This is a genomic window from Nocardia sp. NPDC004711 (assembly GCF_053601595.1).
The window spans coordinates 22,027-38,762 of record NZ_JBSGCB010000001.1 but is presented as its reverse complement, the minus strand read 5'-3'; the positions used below and the strand labels follow the sequence as shown (position 1 = coordinate 38,762).

Genomic DNA, 16,736 nt, shown 5'->3' with positions numbered 1-16,736 from the left:
CGCGCTTTTTTGTGCGCTGAACAGCATCATCCCGCCTCGGGGAATTTAGGTTTGACATATAGAAGAAAAGCAGACTAAATTTATGTCCAACATAGAAATACGGCGAAGGCGCCAGGTCTCACCGAAAGGCACTGCCAGTGCGCAAGATTCAGTTCTCCGGCCGCAGTCCAGCCGTCGTCACCGTCGCCGAGCTCGTGCCCGGCCCGGGTCAGCTGCTGGTGCGCACCGAGCTGGCGGGCGTCCACCTCGGGCTGGTGCGCATGCTGCAGCGGGACGGCGGGCCCGACGGCGGTGAGATCGTCGGCACGGTGGTGGCGGCCGGACCGGACCTCGCCGACTGGGTGGGCAAGCGGGTCGGCGGCGTGGTCTTCGAGGGGGCATACGCCGAATATGCCCTTGCCGCACCGCAATTGATGTCCGAGATCCCCGCCGGGGTGGATGTCGCCGACGCGCTCACACTGGTGCGGGGCGGCGTCATCGCCCTGGGCCTGCTGCGGACGGCGCGGTTCGCCGCCGGGGAGTCGGTGCTGGTCACCGGCGCGGCCAGCGGGGTCGGACATCTGGCCGTCCAGCTGGCCCGGGCGCTGGGGGCGGTGCGGGTGATCGCGGCCGTCGGCAGCGTGGACAAGGCCGAGTTCCTGCGCGACTGTGGCGCGGACGAGGTCGTCACCTACGCGGACGCCTGGACCGAGCGGGTGGACGTCGTCCTCGACGGCGTCGGTGGCGACGTGGCTCAGCGCTGCGTGGACATCCTCGGCGCGCACGGTCGCCTGATCGCCTTCAGCGCTTTCGGCGGAACCATCGACGCCGGCAGCCTGCTCGGCGAGCTGAAGACCGTCGGCGGCTTCTCGATGGGCCTGCTCAGCCGGACTCGGGCCGATCTGCTGGAGGGCTGGCGGGCCGAACTGTGGAACCTGCTGGCGTGCGGTCGAATTCGCCCGCGCCACACCATTCTTCCGCTCGACGAGATGGATGCCGCACTCGAGCTCATCGAGACTCGCGGTAATCGGGGCCGGGTGGCGGTGCGCATCGCCTGAAGTCGGGGCGCGCCCTCGGAAGCGGGCGCGCACCCCGGCGCTCCGTCAGGGGCGAGGCCAGGGCCGCCCGTCGAGGCGCTCGATATCGGTGTTGAAGCGTTCGAGATAGCTCGCGAAGGCGGCCACGTCGTCGGCGGACCAGTTCACCATGACGCGGTCGAGGCCCTCGGTATTGGCCTGACGCTCGGCCTCCAGGGCCTGTTCGCCCATGTCGGTGATCCGGAATTTGCGGGCGATGCCGCCGATGGGGTCGGGGATGCGGTCGACCAGTCCGGCGCGCAGCAGGGCGGCGGTCTGCCGGTTGACGGTCGAGGTGTCGAGGCCGAAGGCCTCGGTGAGCTGGCCGATGGACATGGGTCCCTCGACGCTGAGGCGGCTGAGCAGGACGTAGGCGCTGCGATCGAGGCGGGTGCCTTCACGGCGGTAGCGGGCGGCAATGGAGTAGCGGCCGAGCAGCATGGTCTCGAATTCCACCCGAGCCGTGGGCTTTTCGGACGAGACCGGATTTCCGGACGAGTCCGCGGGCTGTCCCATGCCGTCCTTTCGTCGCGAGCTGCGGAATCTGTCTATCACAGCGGGAAGAGTGGTCGCCGTCCTGCTGCTGCCCCGTCGCCTGATCATTCTTCCATTTGCGGCACGAGTCGAATGGCAGAGGACTTGCTGCTGCGGTGCGGGCACGCTGATCTGACGGAAGTGGCTGCCGCCCGGCCGATTTCGCCGGGCGGCTACCCGATCCGCTCACGCCTGCTGGGTCGGCAGGACGACCAGCTGGCGCAGGTTCACGTGCGCCGGACGGCTGGCGGTGTAGGCGATCAGATCGGCGATATCGTCCGCGCGCAGCGACTCCATGAACCCGAACATGCCGTCCAGCTCGCCGCTGAGCTCGGCATTGTCGATGTGGCTGCCGAGTTCGGTGTCGGTGAGGCCGGGCTCGATATTGGTGACGCGCACCTTGCGCGCGCCGAGCTCGGTGCGCAGCGTCGCCGACAGCTGGGTGATGGCGGCCTGGGTGGCGCCGTACACCGCGTAGCCGGGGAACGCCACATGCGCGCCGATCGAGGAGATGTTGACCAGGTCGGCGGTCCGGCCCGCGTCCGCGGCGGCCAGCAGGTCCGGCAGGAAGGCGCGGATCATGCGCAGGCGCCCGGCCACATTGGTCTCCAGCATGCGGGTCCACTCGTCCTCGCGGCCGTCGGTGATCGGGTTGGGCAGCATGACGCCCGCCGAGTTCACCACCAGATCGACCGGGCCGAACGTGGCGTGCACGGCGTCCGCCGCGGCGGTCACGCCGGCCGAGTCGGTGACATCCACCGGCACCGCCAGCGCGGTCCCGCCCTCGGCTTCGATCTTGGCGGCCAGGGTGTCGAGCCGGTCCGCGCGCCGCGCCAGCAGTGCCACCCGGGCCCCGTTGCGGGCCAGCAGCAGTGCGGTGGCCTCGCCCATGCCGCTGGCGGCTCCGGCGATGACGGCGGTGCGGCCGGACAGGTTCTCGTAGCTCATGTCGATTGCTCCTTCGCTTTCTGCGTGTGCATTCATCCTGCGAGCGTGCGTGATCGGCAACGAGGGTTGCGGTTTTCCTGGGTCTGCCGGTACCAGGATGGGTTCGTACGCTGGACCCCATGCAGAACGATCTCGGCGACTTCCTGCGCTCGCGCCGCTCCCGCATCCAGCCCGCGGACGCGGGGCTGCGCGAATACGGCCGCCGCCGGGTCCCCGGCCTGCGCCGTGAGGAGGTGGCGCAGCTGGCCGGGGTGAGCGTCGACTACTACATCCGCCTGGAACAGGGCCGCGGCAAACATGTTTCGGATGCCGTGCTCGACGCGGTCGCCCGTGCCCTGCGGCTGAGTGATCAGGAGCGGCTGCACCTGTACGCGCTGGCCCGGCCGGGTGGCACCGTCGACGCGCATCCGACCACCGTGTCCAGCGTCTACAGCGACACCGTCCACCCCGGTGTCCGGCTGGTGCTCGACGCCCTCACCGCGCCCGCCTTCGTGCTGGGGCGGCGCATGGATGTGCTGGCCTGGAATACCCTGGGCGACTTGGTGTCCGGCTTCTCGCGCATACCCGCCGCGGAACGCAACCAGGCGCGGTACCTGTTCCTGGATCCCGCCGCCTCCACCTTCTATCCCGACTGGAAGACGGTGGCCGGCGAGACCGTCGCGTTCCTGCGGCGCGATGCGGGACTGCATCCCGACGATCCGCGGGTGGCGGCACTGGTCGGGGAACTGTCCGCCCGCAGCGTGGTCTTCCGGCGGTTGTGGGCCGCGCATCCGATCAAGGAGAAGACTCGCGGCGCCAAGCTGATTCAGCATGCCGAGGCAGGGCGGCTGGAACTCGGCTACGAAACCTTCGCGCTGCCGGGCGATCCCGATCAGCTGCTGGTCGTGTACACCGCCGCGCCGGAGTCACCGGCCGCGGCGGCGCTGGCCCGGCTCGCCGGGCGGCACTCCGTGCCCGCCTGAACCGGCGGTCGACTCTCAGTTCGTGGCAATGGATTTGCGGTGCACCGGGCCGTGCGCGTCCTGGCAGTGCGGGACGTGGTCGTGCTCGGTGTCCGGGCATTCCGCGTGGTCGGTGTAGTCGACCTGCAGCACGCTGTGATCGATGTGGTGCTTGTCGGAGAGCATGCCGGCGACCGCGGCGCGCACCGCCTGGCTGTCGGTGCCGGGCCCGACCAGGATGTGCGCCGACAGCGACGGGGTACCGGAGGTGATCTCCCAGATGTGCAGGTCGTGCACCTCGATGACGCAGTCCACCTCGGCCATCTCCCGGCCGATCTCGATCGGGTCGAGGTAGGCGGGTGCGGCCTCGAGGAAGATGCGGCCCGAGGCGCGGACCAGGCTGACGCCGGCCTTCACCATGAGCACCACCACGATCAGGGTGGCGATGCCGTCGGCGCGGGCGAAGCCGGTGAGCATGATGATCAGACCGGCGACCGCGGTGGCGATGAAGGCGAACAGGTCGTTGAGGATGTGCTGATACGCGCCCTCGACATTGAGACTGGTCCGGTTGGCGCGGCTGATCATCCAGCCGGCCAGCACGTTCACCACGATGCCGACCAGCGCGGTGGCCAGCACCAGGCCACCGGTCACCTCGGGCGGGTTGATCAGGCGGCGGATGGCCTCGTAGGTGAGCCAGGCCGCCAGGCCCAGCAGGGTCAGGCCGTTGGCCTGGGCGGAGAGGATCTCGGCGCGCTTCCAGCCGTAGGTCATCCGGCCCGCGGCGGGCCGGGCCGCCAGCCGGATGGCCCACAGCGCCAGCACGATCGAGGCCGCGTCGGTGAGCATGTGGGCGGCGTCGGAGAGCAGTGCCAGCGACCTGGCGACCAGGCCGACCACGACCTCACCGAGCAGGAACGCCACGATGACCGCGAGCGCGCCGGCCAGCCAGCGCTTGTCGCTGTCGGCGGTCGCGCCGTGTGAATGTCCGGCGTGGTCATGCCCGTGTGGATGCTCGTGCCCGCCCATAACCCTCCTTCGGTAGTGCCCGACGAACACCATATGCATGAATCGCTATGTATGCAATGTTTGTGACACGTCCGATTCTGTGGTTTGCCCGGAGAAAGCTCCGGCCTCTTCACGAGAGGTCGCGGAACGTCATGAGGAACCCGGCGAACGCGATCACGAACAATGCGACGAACCCGGCTGCCCGCAGCCACAGCCAGGGCCAGTCCCGGACCCACAGCCCAGTGAGCATGACCCCGACCAGCATCAGCGCCCCATAGAACGGCGTCCGCTGCGGATGGCGACCCATAGCTCCTGCATACGCCTGTTCCGGGGATCGAGCACTCGCGGCACGCCGGGTTCGCGCGGGATCAGTTCGCCATTGCTGCGCCGCGGGCGTCCCGCAGCGCTGGTGGGCGCACACACCCGAGATCGTGACACTGCTGGGTGTCGGTGGACGACGCGCTGGTGATTCGCCGGCGGCCGCACCGTTCCGGGCTGACAGCGCCCCGTCCGAGGGCCGAAAAGCCTAGAATCACAAGGGTGGACGCAATTCTGACAACCATCGGTGTGGTCGTGGTTATCGGCATCTCCGGCGCGGCCTATGCCGCGTTTCTGCTGCTACGCGGTCGTAAATAGTTCGCGGACAACGGGTTCGGCGTTGCCGGGCACTCAGCTCTGGACTCGGGGCCAGGGGTAGAAGGCCAGGTGGATGAGCAGCACCACCAGTGCGGCCAGCAGGATGGCGGCGATCGGGTGGGCGCGGCGCTCCAGGTAGCCGATGGTGCGAAACAGGGTGGGGAAGGGCACATCTCGGCTGAAGAACATGGCTAGAATGCTGGGCACGATGACCCACATCAGGGCGATCAGTCCGTAGAGGACGTACGCGCCCAGGTAGGACTGTGGGTGCATGCCACGGTCGGTGGCGGCGAACAGGACCCCGAAGACGAAGGTGCCCACCGCGGCCAGCAGATACCCCGCGCCCAGCAGGGTGATCGGCGAATACGGGTTGGTGACACGGCCGTTCACGGTGAGGGTGCGCCCGGCGACCATCTGCGGGGTGGGCTCGGGCGGGGTGGCCAGTTGCGGGACAGCGTAATACGCCAGCAGCACGATCACCGACACGACGATGAGCCGGACGAACGAGTGCTGAGTCTCCAGATGCCCGATGGTGTTCGAGATGGTCGGCCAGCTCGCCAGTCCGAAGACCGACGCCAGCTCCGAGGTGGCGATCGCCAGTCCCGCGAGGCCCCACATGCAATAGCCCCAGAATTCCACCGAGCGCCCCGCCGCTGTCGGTACGGCCGCGCTGCCGACATCCTCCGTCATGCTGCCGTTGTATCACTAAAACGGGGGTCTACCTGGGAGCATGCATAGTCGATGCCGGGTTGTCACGGGTCCGACATCTAACGGTACCGGCGGGTCGGTTCGGGTGCGCCACAGCTGGTTTCGGCTCCCCCGGGCGACCCGCCGGTGTACCGGCTATTTGCCGTCGGCGGTCAGGCGACCGGCCGTGCCCCAGCTGTCGGCGGGCGTCTCGTGGATCCACACCTGCACGGCCTCGGCCGGAATCTGATAGGCGTCCACGAAGGCGTCGGTGATGCGGCGGACCAGGTCCCGCTTCAGCTCGACGGTGCGCGGGCCCTGCTGCACGGTGACGATGGGCATGACTGTTCTCCTTCGCGAAAACTGCTGGGATACCGGCCATCTCGGAACCGGGGGTTCCGATCTCCGATCCGTTCGGCGGCCTGAGAACAGTTCACCGGAAAACCACACCCCGACCAATGAGCAGGTCGTTCGCGCAGCGATAAGCGATCCTTATCGCGTGTGCGCCCGCGAGATCCCTGTGCGCCCGCGAGATCCCTACGCGCGCGCGAGCAGAGCGCCCAGCAGGCGCAGATTCGGCGACGCCGCATCCGCCCGCACCGCCAGCGCGATGGGCAGGGTCAGGCCCGCATCGGCGAAGGGGCGGAAGGCGACCCGCGTGTTGTGGACCTGCCGCGCATTCGATTCGTAGACCACCGTCCACATGGGCGAGCCCGCGCCGATGGCGGCCAGCGTGTCCTGGAGGGTGGTGGAGGTGGGCGCGGGCACCGGCTCGAATCCGGCGCGCACACAGGCGTTCAGCACCAGATCCACCAGCGCCGGGTGGTTGCGCCGTTCGGTCAGCCGCAGCGGCACCGTGGCCAGGTCCGCCAGCCGGACCGAATCCTGGTTCGCCAGTGCGTGTTTGGCGGGCAGGGCCACCACCAGCGGATCGTCCCAGGCGGGCAGGAAGTCCAGTTCCGGGCTCTCACCGGGTTCCGGCGAGCGCACGAAGGCGGCGTCCAGACCGCCGTCCGCCACCCGGGCCAGCCGATCCCGCACCGGCAGCGCCACCAGCTCGACCTGCACCTGCGGCGCCTGCTCGGCGAAGGCATCCAGGACCGCGTCCAGGCGCTCGCCCAGTCCGGTCACCGTGCCCAGCCGGAACACCTCCGCGCGGGCACCCGCCAGGCCGGCCACGCTGGCCCGGGCCTGATCGGCCGCGGCCAGCACACCCCGCGCCGCGGGCAGGAAGCGCAACCCGGCCTCGGTCAGCCGCACCCGCCGCGGCGACCGGTCCAGCAATTGCACACCCAGGTCCCGTTCCAGCCGCCGCACCTGCTGGCTCACCGCGGGCTGCGCGATGTGCAAGCGCTCGGCCGCTCGCCCGAAGTGCAACTCCTCGGCGACGGTCACGAAATACCGCAACTGACGCAATTCCACGAGCCCATGGAACCATCAGCGCCCGCCCGGGGCCGTGGCGAGGCGGCGGGGCCGACGTGACCGGCGGGGTCAGGCCAGGTAGCGGCCGTACCAGTCGAGTACCCGGTGCCAGGCCTCGGCGGCGGCGGTGGGCTGGTAGCGGGGGCCGGTGTCGTTGAAGAAGGCGTGGTCGGCATTGTCGGCCACGAAGCTCTCGTGCGGGAGCCCCGCCTTGTCCAGGGCCGCCTCGGCGGCCGGGCGGGAGGCGTCGACCCGGCTGTCCAGCGCGGCGTAGACGGCCAGCACCGCGGCCTTGGATCCGGTGACCTCGCCGCCATCGGGGAACGGGCCGTAGAAGGGGGTGGCGGCCGCGAGTTCGGGGGTGCCCGAGGTGAGCAGCAGCCAGGTCAGCCCGCCGCCGAAACAGAAACCGGTGGCGCCCAGCTTCTTTCCGGGTACGCGGCGCTGCAGCTCGGTCAGGCCCGCGCGCAGATCGGCGACGAATCGGTCCTGGGGGATCTTGCCGAGCGCGGCGGTGGCGGCCGCCTGATCGGTGAAGGTGGCGGTGCCGCCCTCCTCGGAGAGCAGATCCACCGCGAGCGCCGAATACCCGACGCCCGCGAAACGCCCTGTCACCGAACGGATGTGGTCGGTCAGGCCCCGGTTCTCGTGGATGACCAGCACGCCGCCCATGGGCTGGGACGCCTCGGCCCACGCGGCCTGCAGGGTGCGGCCCTCGGGTCCGGCGAAGGTGATCGCGGTGGGCTGCAGGGCCGTCGCGGTGCCGGGCGGTGCGGCCGGCGGGGACGCGGACGAGCTCGCGGCGGTGGTCGTGGGAGCGGACTGCTTGCCCGAGTCGGCGCAGGCCGCCAGCAGCGCCACGGCCGCCGGTGTCCCCATGCCGAGCAGCCCCAGCCGGCGTAGCGCTTCCCGGCGGCTGAGCAGGCCCTCGGCGTGATCGGTGGCGATTTCCTCTGCGATATAGCGCTGCAGCGGCGTCATGCCCTCAGCCTAGGCCGCGGGACCGGTCCGGTCTCGGCCGAAACGCTGTGGATCTGCCGTCTGCCACGATGGCTGATTGATTGCCGCCATGGCCGCGGCCGCAAACTCCGCGGCCGGGGTCACCGGTAGGCGGAAATGTCGAAGGCGCCGTTGCTCTGGCGGAACGAGACCGCGGAGTCCGGCCAGAGCAGGGTGACGCGACCGGTCTGTTCGTCGCGGTACCAGCTCGTGCAGCGGCCCTGGGTCCACACCGTGTCGCGGGCGCGCTCCTCGATATCGAGCATGGAGGAGCGGACCGCCTCGGGCGTGACCTCCAGGACGGTGTGCGCGCTGGAGGCGAGATGATCCAGCGCGCTGAGTACGTAATCGATCTGGGTCTCGATCACATAGATCGCGGAGTTGTGGCCGAGCGCCGCGTTCGGCCCGTCCAGCACATACATATTGGGGAAGCCGTCCACGGTGGTCGACGCGTGCGCGACCATGCCGTTGCTCCAGCGCTCGGACAGCAGCGAGGTGCGGCCCCGGATGTGCTTGGCGATCGACGGCCGGGTGGCGTTGAAACCGGTGGCGAAGACCAGGATCTCGAGATCGTAGGGGTGCCCGCTCGCGGCGATGGCCAGGCCGTCGTCGATGCGGGTCAGCTCGGTCGGTTCCAGCTGGACGGTGTCCAGCTGCAGGGCCGCGTAGTAGTCGTCGGAGAAAAGGATTCGCTTGCAGCCGATTTCGTAGTCGGGCGTGAGCCGCTGCCGCAGACGTGGATCGCGGACCTGGGCCGCCAGATGGTCCGTGGCGCGCTGGTGCAGCAGATCGATCTCCGGGTGGCGGCGGCGCCGGGCGGCGATGCTGAGCTCGGCCTCGGCGAACAGCTCGTCGCGCAGCTCGGTGATGGTCCGCGGGTCGGCGGCGAAGCTCGACAGCTCGTCGGGGGTGTAGAAGCGGTCCCCGCGCGGCAGCACATAGGGCGCCGAACGCTGGAAGACCACGACCTCGCTGGCCTCACCCGCGAGCCGCGGCAGGATCTGGACCGCGGACGCGCCGGTGCCCACCAGGCCGACCCGCTTGCCGACCAGCGACACCTTCGGATTCCACCGCGCCGAATGCCAGTGCCGGCCACCGAAATTCGCCAGCTCCGCGACCGGCGGGATCCGGGGTTCGGTCAGCCGTCCGGTGGCGATGATCAGGGTGGCGGCCGAGAAGTCGCCGCGGGAGGTCCGGACGAACCAGCGCGCCTCGGCTTCGACCCACTCCGCCTGTTCCAGTGCGCAATTCAGCCGCAGGTACGGTTCCAGCTCCTCCTGCTGGACGCACGACCGCAGGTAGGCGTGAATCTCCGCGCCCTCGGCGAACACCCGCGACCATCGCGGATTCGGCCGGAACGAAAAGGAATACAGGTGGGCGGGGATATCGCAGGCCACGCCCGGGTAGCGGTTGTCGCGCCAGGTGCCGCCCACATCGTCGGCCTGCTCGATGATGACGAAGGAGTCCCGGCCCCGGCGGGCGAGCTGGATGCCCATGCCGATACCGGCGAAACCCGCGCCGACGATCAGCACGTCGACCCGTTCGGGGCTCGAATGTCCTTCGGCGGTGGCCGGATCCGTGCTCTCAGGCATGGCCGTACCGGGTGGTGCGGCGGCGCAGCGAGCGGTCCAGCTCCGCGGCGATCCGATCGACATCGGTGACGGTGAGGCTCAGCCCGGCCTCCGGACCGGACTCCGGCGCGAGCCGGCCGTCGAGCAGCAGGCCGCCGAGATCGTTCGCGCCACCGCGCAGCAGCTCGACCGCCACTGCCAGCCCCAGCCGGGGCCACGCGGCCTGAATATTGTCGATGCGCCCGTGCAGGAGCAGCCGCGCGACGGCGTGCACCGCCCGCGTCTGCCGCCGGAGCGCTTCGGGCACAACGGGATCGAGGAAGCCGGATGCCGCGGTCACGGGAACCATGGGCATGGCGATGAATTCGGTGAAGCCGCCGGTGCGGTCCTGGATATCGGCGAGCAGCCGCAGGTGGGCCACCTGCTGCGCGGGGGTCTCCACATGCCCGTAGACCATGGTCGAGGTGGAGGTCAGGCCCGCGCGGTGGGCGGCCTCGATCACCTCCACCCAGCGGCTCACGGGTAGATCCGGGCTGCCCTTCAACCGGGCGCGCACATCGTCGTCGAGGATGCGCGCACCGGTGCCGGGAACCGATCCGAGGCCGGAATCCTTTGCCCGCGACAGGAACTCGTCCAAGGGCAGCGCACGGCGCGCGGCGCCGTCGAGCAGTTCCTCCGGGCGGAAGGCGTGCAGGTGCAGGGGAGCGGTCTCGGTGATGGCGGCGATCAGCGCCAGATAGTCGTCATCGCTGTCGGCGGGCAGCGGGCCCTGCATGCAGATCTCGGTGGCGCCCAGCGCGTGCGCCTCGGACACCAGCGCGGCCAGTCGCTCCCGCGCCGCGGAGCCGGAGACCACGGCGGTATCCAGATTCCGGTTCACGACATAGGTGAGGGCGTCGCCGACCGTCCGCTGCCGGAGCGCATCGGCCAGCTCGCACAACCGCTCCAGCTCGGAGCCGTCCGCGTGCAACAGCGCGATGTATCCGGCGTCCGGCAGGCCGGCCGGATTCCGCTCCGCTTCCGCGAGCCACTCCCGCACCCGCCCCGCATCGGACAAGCCAACCTCGGCGACACCACGATCCACGATCGCCACGATACCGCCGCCCCTGCGGGCGTCCCGTCCCGCTCGGTGCCGCCGGGTGGGCGGCCCCGAGCCGGGATGTGGACAACCATGCGGGTCAGGCGGCGGTGGTGTGACCGATGGTGATATTGCCGTAGGAGTTCCGGGCGTGGACCTCGACGATGTCCTGCGGCCGGCTGACGGGGTACAGCTGGTTCTGGATGGTGCCCTTCTGCGCGTTGGTTTCCATCCGGGCGGCGCTGCCCGGGTGGATGCCGACCGACAGGTCGCCGGTGGCGGTCTCCACGTCGATCACGCCGCGGGTGGCCTCGACGATGCGGATGTCGCCCTTCGCGACCTTCGCGGTGACCGAGCCGAGCGGGCGCTCGACGGTGATGTCACCGGCGGAGACCTCCAGCTCGCACTCGCCGAGCGGACCCGCGCCCAGCAGGTTGCCCATGCCGAGCGAACCGGTCAGGCGGGAGCCGGCCGGCACCTCGATGGTGACCTCGACCGACCCGCGGCCCGCGAGCGGGGAGAACTTCCGCCAGCCCCTGGGGGCCTGCACGGTCAGGGTGCCCGCGGCGAACTCGGTGCGGATCTGCTCGGCGGCGCGCACGTCCGCCTTCTCGGACGCGTCGGCCGGGCGGATCTCGACGACGGTGTCGGTGCGGTTCGAGGCGATGACGGTGACGTTTCCGGCGGCCACGTCCACGGCGACGGTGATGGCTTCGGGGGTCTGGAACACGGTCATGATGTTTCTCCTTCGAGGGTCTGTGCTGCTGATGCGACTACTTTCGCGAGCCCGGCTGACAGCGGCCTGACGCCGGACTGACACGTCCGCTGACACGTGTTCGGCCCGGCTGGACAGCGCACGGCAGAATGGTCCGGGTGCAGATCGGAATGCTTGGGCCGCTCGAAATCCGGGCAGACGACGGCGGATTGCTGGAGGTACCGGGCGCCCGGTTGCGGTCGTTGCTGATCGCGCTCGCGCTGGAACCCGGCCGGGCGGTCTCGAAAGCGCGGCTGGTCGACTGGATTTGGGGCGAGGAGCCGCCGTCCGATGCGGCGAATGCCTTGCAGGCCTTGGTTTCCCGATTGCGGCGGGTACTTCCGGACGGGTCGATCGACGTGCAGGCGGGCGGCTACCGGCTGACGGTGGCGCCCGGCGACATCGACGCCGTGCGGTTCGAACAGCTCCTCGACCAGGCCCGTGGCGGCGACGACGTCCACCAGGCCGAACTGCTGCGCGAGGCCCTCGCACTGTGGCGCGGCGCGCCCATGCGGGACATCGGGGCGCAGGACGGCGCGGCCATCGACGCGGTGATCGCCCGGCTCGAGGGACTGCACATCGGTGCGCTCGAGGATCGGTACGACGCCGAACTCCGGCTCGGCCGGGGCGCGGAACTGGTCACCGAACTGAATGATCTGGTGGCCCAGCACCCCGTGCGGGAACGACTCGCCGCGTCGCTGATGCGCGCGCTCGCCGCCGCGGGCCGGGGCGCCGAGGCGCTGGTCGTGTACCAGCGGGTCCGGGAGGCCCTCGCCGACGAGCTGGGTGTGGATCCCGCGCCGGAGCTGTCCGCCCTGCACGTCGCCCTGCTGCGTGGGGAGGTGGGCGGGCGGGAGGACGACCGCCGGACCAACCTGCGCGCCGAACTGACCCGATACGTCGGCAAGCAGGCCGACATCGCCGCGGTGCGCGCTCTCGTCGCCCGCCATCGGCTCACCACGGTGACCGGACCGGGCGGTTCGGGAAAGACCAGGCTGGCCACGGAGACCGGGCGCGCCCTGCTCGACGGGCTGCCGGACGGCGCGTGGCTGGTGGAGCTGTCCTCGGCGAGCGCGGGCGGTGACCTCGCGCAGGCGGCGCTGGCCGCGCTCGGGCTGCGGGACGCGCTGCTGGGCGGCGGGGCGAACGCGGAACCCCTGGACCGCCTCGTCGCGGCCATCCGCGAGCGCGACATGCTGCTGATCCTGGACAACTGCGAGCATGTGATCGAGTCCTCGGCGGCGTTCGCCCACCGTCTGCTCGGGGAGTGCCAGCGGTTGCGCATTCTCGCCACCAGCCGAGAACCGCTCGGCATCACCGGTGAAGCGCTCTGGCAGGTCGAGCCTTTGGCGCTGCCCGCCGCGGACGCGGACGCCGGCGCGATCGAATCCTCCCCGGCCGTCCAGCTTTTGCGCGACCGCGCCGGCGCGGTGCGCCAGGACCTCGGCGCCGATGCCCGCACCCTGGCGACCATGGCCCGCGTGTGCCGTGCGCTCGACGGGATCCCGCTGGCGATCGAACTGGCCGCGGCCCGCCTGCGCACCATGTCCCTCGAGCAGCTCGCCACCCGTCTCGACGATCGGTTCCGGCTGCTGACCGGGGGCAGCCGGACCGCGCAACCGCAGCACCGGACCCTGCGGGCGGTCGTGGACTGGAGCTGGGAACTGCTCAGTGAGGCCGAACAGGCTGTGCTGCGCCGGCTTTCGGTGTTCGCCGGCGGCGCGAGCCTCGAGGCGGCCGAACAGGTCTGTGCGAGTAGCGAATCCGAGGGGCAGCCCGCGGCGGTCGAACAGTGGGAGGTGCTCGAGCTGCTGACCGCGCTGACCGAGAAATCGCTGCTGCTCACCGCGGGCGACGACGGGCCGCGCTACCGGATGCTCGAGACGATCAAGCAGTACGCCCGCGACCGGCTCGCGGAGGCGGGGGAGGCGGACGCGGCGCGGCGCGCGCATCTGGCGTATTTCACCGGACTGGCCGCGACCGCGGAACCGCATCTGCGCCGGGCCGAACAGCTGGAATGGCTCGCCGTTCTCGAACCCGAGCACGACAATATCGCGGCCGCCATGCGCGGCGCGCTCGCCGCGGCGGACGCGACCGCGGCCATGGGGCTGGCCGCGGCCGCCGGCTGGTACTGGTGGCTCAGCGGGCACAAGGCCGAGGGCATGGAGCTGGTCACCGCGGCCGCCCGGACGCCCGGCGAAGCCGACGACGAGACCCGGGCTACGGTCTACGGGCTCGTCGTGCATTTCATGACCTCCGGCCCGAATGACGAACACCACGTGGAGGAATGGATCCACCAGGCCTACCGGGCCGGCGGCGATCGGACCGGCGGCGGCCGGACCGGTCATCCGACGCTGGCGTTCGTGGTCGCGCTGGAACGCATGCTGCAGGGGCCGGATCAGTTCCTGCCCGCCTTCGAGGCGCTGCTCGGCGACGACGATCCGTGGGTGCGGGCGCTGGCCCGGCTGCAGCTGGGCAAGTTGCGGACCGTGCTCGGCCAGGGCGGGCCGGAGGCCGACGAACACCTGGAGCTGGCGCTGGCGGAGTTCCGGGCCGTCGGTGAGCGCTGGGGGATCTCGTTCGCGCTGACCGAGCTGGCCGACAGCCTCGCCCTGCGCGGCGAATTCGCCAGTGCGTGTGCGTATCTCGAGCAGGCGATCGCGGTGGTCGCCGAGGTCGGCGCGATCGAGGACCTGGTCCGGATGCGGTCACGGCAGGCGCAGCTGTACTGGCTGCTGGGCGACGCGGCGGCGAGCACGGCCGCCATGGCCGAGGCCCAGCGGTACGCGGATCAGACCGGCTGGCCGATCGCGCTGGCCGAAATGGCCCTGGCCCGAGCGGAATTGGCGCGCTGGAACGCGGATCCCGAAGAGGCGCACCGGCAGATCGGCGTCGCGAAGGCCCTGCTGGCGGGAGAATCGGAGCAGCCGTTCATGAGTGCGGTGATCCACGATCTGCTCGGCTATCTGGCGGACGGCCTCGACGAGGCCCGCGACCATCGGGCCGCGGCCTTCCGGGTGGCGTCGGCGGCGGGACACGCGCCCCTGCTCGCCAAGGTGCTGGTCGGTCTGGCGGATCTGGCGCTGCGGGCGGAGCAGGACGAGCAGGCGGTGCGGCTGCTCGCGGCCAGTACCGCGGTGCGTGGCGTATCGGATCATTCCCACCCGGATGCGGCCCGGATCGAGCGGACAGCACGAAGTCGCCTCGGTGACGTGAAGTTCACCGAGGCGACGGGGGAGGGGGCGCGGGCGGTCTGGCATGAACTGGCCGAGATCACGCTCGCTTCGTGAAAGTGGCGCGGGACCACAGGTATCCGACGATCGCGAACCCGGCGCACCAGGCCAGCGCCGCGGCGGTGTAGCCGCCCGACGGGTGCCCGGTGAGGAACCCGCGCAGGGACTCGATGATCGGGGTGAAGGGCTGGTACTGCGCGAACTGCCGGACGCCCTGGCCCATCTGGTCGGCCGGGACGATCGCGCTGCTCACGAAGGGCAGCATGATCAGCGGCACCACGGACATGCCCGCGGACTCCGGGGTCTTGGCGGCCATGCCCAGCGCGACGGTCAGCCAGGACGCCCCGAACGAGGTGGCCAGGACGATGCCGAGCGCGCCCAGCCAGTCCAGCGCGGTGGCCGGCGGCCGGAAGCCCAGGGCGAACGCCACTCCCAGTACGGCCGCTATGGCGACCACATTGGTGAGCATGGTGGCCACCACGTGCCCGGTCAGCACGGCGCCGCGGGAGACGTCCATGACCTTGAACCGGTTGATGACGCCCTTGGCCATGTCCGAGCTCACCGCGACCGCGGTGCCGGAGAGCCCGTAGCTGATGGCCAGCAGGATCATGCCCGGTGTCGCGTAGTCGATGTAGTGCTCGCCGACATTGAAGGCGCTGCCGAACACGTAGACGAAGATCAGCAGCATCACAACCGGCATCAGCGCGGCGTTGAAGATCGCGACCGGATTGCGGGCGATGTGTTTGAAGTTGCGGCGCAACATGATCGCCGAGTCGCCCAGCGACGCCGCCAGGGCGCCGGCCGTGACGGTCCGGTTCGGGGTGCTGTCGGTGGAAACGATGGTGCTCATTGTGCGTCGGCCTCCGTGGTGGCGTGCCCGGTCAGGGCAAGGAAAACGTCATCGAGATCAGGGGTGTGGATGGAGACCTCCGCGGCCTCGACCGAGTGATCGGCGAGCCGATCCAGCAGGGCCCGCAGGGTTTTGGTGCCGCCGTTGCCGGGCACCTGCAGGGTCAGCGCCTCGCTGTCCATGGTCGCGGCGGGCAGGATCCGCGCGGCTGCTTCCAGTTCGGTGAGGTGGGTGAACCGCAGCTGGAGGTAGCTGCCGGGGACGCGGCGCTTGAGCTCGTCCGGGGTGCCTTCGGCGACGATGCGGCCGCCGTCGAGGACCGCGATCCGGTCGGCCAGCTGGTCGGCCTCCTCGAGGTACTGGGTGGTGAGGAAGATGGTCACGCCGTCGGAGGTCAACTCCCGCACGATCTCCCACATGGTGCGCCGGCTGCGCGGGTCCAGTCCGGTGGTCGGCTCGTCGAGGAAGACGATGTCCGGCTTGGTGACCAGCGTCATCGCCAGGTCCAGCTTGCGGCGCATGCCGCCGGAGTAGGTGGCCGCCTGCTTGCGCGCGGATTCGGTGAGGTCGAAGCGCTCCAGCAGCGTGTCGACCACCTGCTTGCGCGCCGCGCCCCGCAGCCGGTGCAGATCGGCCATCAGCTGCAGGTTCTCTTCGCCGGTCAGCAGGTCGTCCACCGCCGCGAACTGACCGGTCACGCCGATGGCCGCCCGCACCGCCTTGGTCTCGGTGGCGATGTCGTGCCCGGCGACCCGGGCCGTCCCGCCGTCCGCCTTCAGCAGCGTGGTCAGCACGTTCACCGTCGTGGTCTTGCCCGCGCCGTTCGGCCCGAGCAACGAGAAGATCGTTCCCACACCGATATTCAGATCAATGCCGTCGAGGATCGTCTTGTCCCCGTAAGCCTTCCGCAGCCCCGAGGCCGCGATTGCTGTGCTGTTCATGTGGACTACTGTCGCGACCCGGCCTGATACCGGCCTGACACCGACCTGATACGCCCTCTGACACGGTGTTCTGCCTGTTCAC

General features: G+C 70.4%; 16 protein-coding genes. 3 read left to right on the top strand and 13 right to left on the bottom strand.

Annotated elements, in window-relative coordinates; translation table 11 throughout:
- Positions 1-137: 137 nt before the first annotated feature.
- Positions 138-1,037: a quinone oxidoreductase family protein gene (locus ACWEKS_RS00185; RefSeq protein ID WP_452338093.1), complete on the top strand. Its 900-nt coding sequence runs from the start codon at positions 138-140 to the stop codon at positions 1,035-1,037.
- Between the two features lie 45 nt (positions 1,038-1,082).
- Here the strand turns inward: ACWEKS_RS00185 and ACWEKS_RS00180 are convergent, their stop codons facing one another.
- Together ACWEKS_RS00180 and ACWEKS_RS00175 are read right to left on the bottom strand one after the other, a co-directional pair.
- A complete protein-coding gene (locus tag ACWEKS_RS00180) occupies positions 1,083-1,571 on the bottom strand; it encodes a MarR family winged helix-turn-helix transcriptional regulator (protein WP_452338092.1) in 489 nt (162 codons plus the stop codon).
- Between the two features lie 204 nt (positions 1,572-1,775).
- Entirely contained in the window at positions 1,776-2,537 is a 762-nt protein-coding gene (locus tag ACWEKS_RS00175; protein WP_452338091.1) for an SDR family oxidoreductase, read from the bottom strand.
- Positions 2,538-2,656: 119 nt separating this feature from the next.
- Here ACWEKS_RS00175 and ACWEKS_RS00170 point away from each other — a divergent pair, with 119 nt between their 5' ends.
- A complete protein-coding gene (locus ACWEKS_RS00170; protein ID WP_452338090.1) occupies positions 2,657-3,499 on the top strand; it encodes a helix-turn-helix transcriptional regulator in 843 nt (280 codons plus the stop codon).
- A 15-nt stretch (positions 3,500-3,514) separates the two neighbouring features.
- Here ACWEKS_RS00170 and ACWEKS_RS00165 read toward each other — a convergent pair whose 3' ends face one another.
- The 9 genes from ACWEKS_RS00165 to ACWEKS_RS00125 all read right to left on the bottom strand — a co-directional run bounded on the left by ACWEKS_RS00165 (position 3,515) and on the right by ACWEKS_RS00125 (position 11,612).
- A complete protein-coding gene (locus tag ACWEKS_RS00165) occupies positions 3,515-4,504 on the bottom strand; it encodes a cation diffusion facilitator family transporter (protein WP_452338089.1) in 990 nt (329 codons plus the stop codon).
- Positions 4,505-4,613: 109 nt separating this feature from the next.
- On the bottom strand, positions 4,614-4,790 hold the full coding sequence (locus ACWEKS_RS00160) for a hypothetical protein (RefSeq protein ID WP_354830724.1): 177 nt from the start codon (positions 4,788-4,790) through the stop codon (positions 4,614-4,616).
- A gap of 362 nt (positions 4,791-5,152) precedes the next feature.
- Positions 5,153-5,809: a hypothetical protein gene (locus ACWEKS_RS00155; RefSeq protein WP_452338088.1), complete on the bottom strand. Its 657-nt coding sequence runs from the start codon at positions 5,807-5,809 to the stop codon at positions 5,153-5,155.
- Positions 5,810-5,962: 153 nt separating this feature from the next.
- Complete coding sequence (gene dmpI / locus ACWEKS_RS00150; RefSeq protein WP_036545806.1) at positions 5,963-6,148, bottom strand: 4-oxalocrotonate tautomerase DmpI; 186 nt, start codon at positions 6,146-6,148, stop codon at positions 5,963-5,965.
- Between the two features lie 195 nt (positions 6,149-6,343).
- Positions 6,344-7,228: a LysR substrate-binding domain-containing protein gene (locus ACWEKS_RS00145; protein ID WP_452338087.1), complete on the bottom strand. Its 885-nt coding sequence runs from the start codon at positions 7,226-7,228 to the stop codon at positions 6,344-6,346.
- Positions 7,229-7,297: 69 nt separating this feature from the next.
- The gene (locus ACWEKS_RS00140; RefSeq protein ID WP_452338086.1) at positions 7,298-8,209 is read right to left on the bottom strand and encodes a dienelactone hydrolase family protein; all 912 of its coding nucleotides are present in this window, start codon (positions 8,207-8,209) and stop codon (positions 7,298-7,300) included.
- 119 nt (positions 8,210-8,328) lie between these two features.
- The gene (locus tag ACWEKS_RS00135; RefSeq protein ID WP_452338085.1) at positions 8,329-9,819 is read right to left on the bottom strand and encodes a flavin-containing monooxygenase; all 1,491 of its coding nucleotides are present in this window, start codon (positions 9,817-9,819) and stop codon (positions 8,329-8,331) included.
- Positions 9,812-10,882, bottom strand: a complete 1,071-nt coding sequence (locus ACWEKS_RS00130; RefSeq protein WP_452338084.1) for an FO synthase — start codon at positions 10,880-10,882, stop codon at positions 9,812-9,814. The genes ACWEKS_RS00135 and ACWEKS_RS00130 overlap by 8 nt, the downstream gene beginning before the upstream one ends.
- A 94-nt stretch (positions 10,883-10,976) precedes the next feature.
- Positions 10,977-11,612 (bottom strand): DUF4097 family beta strand repeat-containing protein, encoded by a 636-nt coding sequence (locus ACWEKS_RS00125; protein WP_452338083.1) that lies wholly within the window; start codon positions 11,610-11,612, stop codon positions 10,977-10,979.
- A 128-nt stretch (positions 11,613-11,740) separates the two neighbouring features.
- On the opposite strand from ACWEKS_RS00125, the gene ACWEKS_RS00120 reads away from it, so the two are divergent.
- Positions 11,741-14,920 (top strand): BTAD domain-containing putative transcriptional regulator, encoded by a 3,180-nt coding sequence (locus ACWEKS_RS00120; RefSeq protein WP_452338082.1) that lies wholly within the window; start codon positions 11,741-11,743, stop codon positions 14,918-14,920.
- Here the strand turns inward: ACWEKS_RS00120 and ACWEKS_RS00115 are convergent.
- The gene (locus tag ACWEKS_RS00115; RefSeq protein ID WP_452338081.1) at positions 14,904-15,713 is read right to left on the bottom strand and encodes an ABC transporter permease; all 810 of its coding nucleotides are present in this window, start codon (positions 15,711-15,713) and stop codon (positions 14,904-14,906) included. The genes ACWEKS_RS00120 and ACWEKS_RS00115 overlap by 17 nt on opposite strands.
- Positions 15,710-16,654, bottom strand: a complete 945-nt coding sequence (locus ACWEKS_RS00110; protein ID WP_452338080.1) for an ATP-binding cassette domain-containing protein — start codon at positions 16,652-16,654, stop codon at positions 15,710-15,712. The genes ACWEKS_RS00115 and ACWEKS_RS00110 overlap by 4 nt, the downstream gene beginning before the upstream one ends.
- Positions 16,655-16,736 lie beyond the last annotated feature (82 nt).

What these genes read in the sequence shown, in the direction of transcription:
- ACWEKS_RS00165 (WP_452338089.1), bottom strand. Translation starts at nt 4,504, where the DNA reads ATGGGCGGGCACGAGCATCCACACGGGCATGACCACGCCGGACATTCA.
- ACWEKS_RS00115 (WP_452338081.1), bottom strand. Translation starts at nt 15,713, where the DNA reads ATGAGCACCATCGTTTCCACCGACAGCACCCCGAACCGGACCGTCACG.
- ACWEKS_RS00110 (WP_452338080.1), bottom strand. Translation starts at nt 16,654, where the DNA reads ATGAACAGCACAGCAATCGCGGCCTCGGGGCTGCGGAAGGCTTACGGG.
- ACWEKS_RS00125 (WP_452338083.1), bottom strand. Translation starts at nt 11,612, where the DNA reads ATGACCGTGTTCCAGACCCCCGAAGCCATCACCGTCGCCGTGGACGTG.
- ACWEKS_RS00170 (WP_452338090.1), top strand. Translation starts at nt 2,657, where the DNA reads ATGCAGAACGATCTCGGCGACTTCCTGCGCTCGCGCCGCTCCCGCATC.
- ACWEKS_RS00175 (WP_452338091.1), bottom strand. Translation starts at nt 2,537, where the DNA reads ATGAGCTACGAGAACCTGTCCGGCCGCACCGCCGTCATCGCCGGAGCC.
- dmpI (WP_036545806.1), bottom strand. Translation starts at nt 6,148, where the DNA reads ATGCCCATCGTCACCGTGCAGCAGGGCCCGCGCACCGTCGAGCTGAAG.
- ACWEKS_RS00135 (WP_452338085.1), bottom strand. Translation starts at nt 9,819, where the DNA reads ATGCCTGAGAGCACGGATCCGGCCACCGCCGAAGGACATTCGAGCCCC.
- ACWEKS_RS00140 (WP_452338086.1), bottom strand. Translation starts at nt 8,209, where the DNA reads ATGACGCCGCTGCAGCGCTATATCGCAGAGGAAATCGCCACCGATCAC.
- ACWEKS_RS00160 (WP_354830724.1), bottom strand. Translation starts at nt 4,790, where the DNA reads ATGGGTCGCCATCCGCAGCGGACGCCGTTCTATGGGGCGCTGATGCTG.
- ACWEKS_RS00180 (WP_452338092.1), bottom strand. Translation starts at nt 1,571, where the DNA reads ATGGGACAGCCCGCGGACTCGTCCGGAAATCCGGTCTCGTCCGAAAAG.
- ACWEKS_RS00120 (WP_452338082.1), top strand. Translation starts at nt 11,741, where the DNA reads ATGGTCCGGGTGCAGATCGGAATGCTTGGGCCGCTCGAAATCCGGGCA.
- ACWEKS_RS00155 (WP_452338088.1), bottom strand. Translation starts at nt 5,809, where the DNA reads ATGACGGAGGATGTCGGCAGCGCGGCCGTACCGACAGCGGCGGGGCGC.